This is a genomic window from Streptomyces sp. NPDC051020 (assembly GCF_040683105.1).
Taxonomy (GTDB): Bacteria; Actinomycetota; Actinomycetes; order Streptomycetales; family Streptomycetaceae; genus Streptomyces.
Genome location: NZ_JBFBCG010000233.1, coordinates 1 through 1,365, shown reverse-complemented (window position 1 = coordinate 1,365; position 1,365 = coordinate 1). Strand labels below are relative to the sequence as shown.

Annotated in this window: 1 protein-coding gene; it reads right to left on the bottom strand. The window is 71.5% G+C overall.

Features of this window, described 5'->3' with window-relative positions; translation table 11 throughout:
* A partial coding sequence (locus AB0N06_RS38900) for a type I polyketide synthase (RefSeq protein WP_366139377.1) occupies nucleotides 1–1,365 on the bottom strand: 1,365 nt, incomplete at both ends.

The window sequence follows — 1,365 nt, the reverse complement described above, 5'->3', positions numbered from 1 at the left end:
CCCCGTCGAACGCCTCCGCGAACACCGGGTACGCCTCATACAACTCACGACCCATCCCCAACCGCTGCGCACCCTGCCCCGTGAACAGGAACGCGGTAGCCCCCATCGGTCGCACGGCCCCACGGACCACCGCAGCCGCCGACTCGCCCTCGGACAGCGCCGTCAGCCCCCGAACCAGCTCCTCACGGTCCCCGGCCGCCACCACCGCACGATGCTCCAGCACCGCACGCGACACCACCGACGAGTACCCCACATCCAGCAGCGAGGGAGCACTCTCCATCCGAGCCAGGAGTTTCCCGGCCTGGGCCGACAGCCCGCTCTCACTCCGGGCGGACAACACCACCGGCACCACCGGCAGTTCAACCGCAGGAACAGCGTCCGGCTCGTCCACCACCGGAGCCTGCTCCACGATCACGTGCGCGTTCGTCCCGCTCAGACCGAACGACGACACCCCCGCACGCCGCGGACGATCCCGCTCCGGCCACGCCCGCGACTCCGTCAGCAGCTCCACCGCACCGGCGTCCCAATCGACGTGCGGTGACCGTGTCTCCGAATGGAGGGACTTCGGGAGGACGCCGTGGCGTACCGCCTGCACCGCCTTGATCACGCCGCCCACACCCGCAGCCGCCTGCGTGTGGCCCAGGTTCGACTTCAGCGACCCGAGCCACAACGGGTCACCGTCCGGGCGCCCCTGCCCATACGTCGCGAGCAGGGCCTGCGCCTCGATCGGGTCGCCCAGCCGGGTCCCCGTACCGTGCGCCTCCACCAGGTCCACGTCCGTGGTCGTGAGGCCCGCGTTGTCCAGCGCCGCGCGGATCACCCGCTGCTGAGAGGGGCCGTTGGGGGTGGTCATGCCGCTGGAGGCGCCGTCCTGGTTGACGGCGCTGCCCCGGATCACGGCGAGGACCGGGTGCCCGTTCCTGCGGGCGTCGGAGAGGCGTTCGACCAGCAGGACGCCGACACCTTCCGAGCAGCCGGTGCCGTCGGCGGCGGCGGCGAAGGACTTGCAGCGGCCGTCCTTGGCCATGCCCCGCTGATGGCTGAAGTAGACGAACATGTCCGGCGTCGTCATCACCGTCACGCCACCGACCAGCGCCATCGAGCAGTCGCCCCTGCGCAGTGCCTGCCCGGCCCAGTGGAGGGCGACGAGCGAGGACGAGCAGGCGGTGTCGATGGTGACGGCGGGTCCCTCGAGGCCGAGGGTGAAGGCGACGCGGCCGGTGACCAGGCTGCCGTCGCTCGTTCCGGGCCCGTAGTCGTGGTACATGACGCCGGCGAAGACGCCGGTCCGGCTGCCCTTCAGCGACAGCGGGTCGATCCCCGCGCTCTCCACGGCCTCCCAGGACGCCTCCAGCAACAACCGCT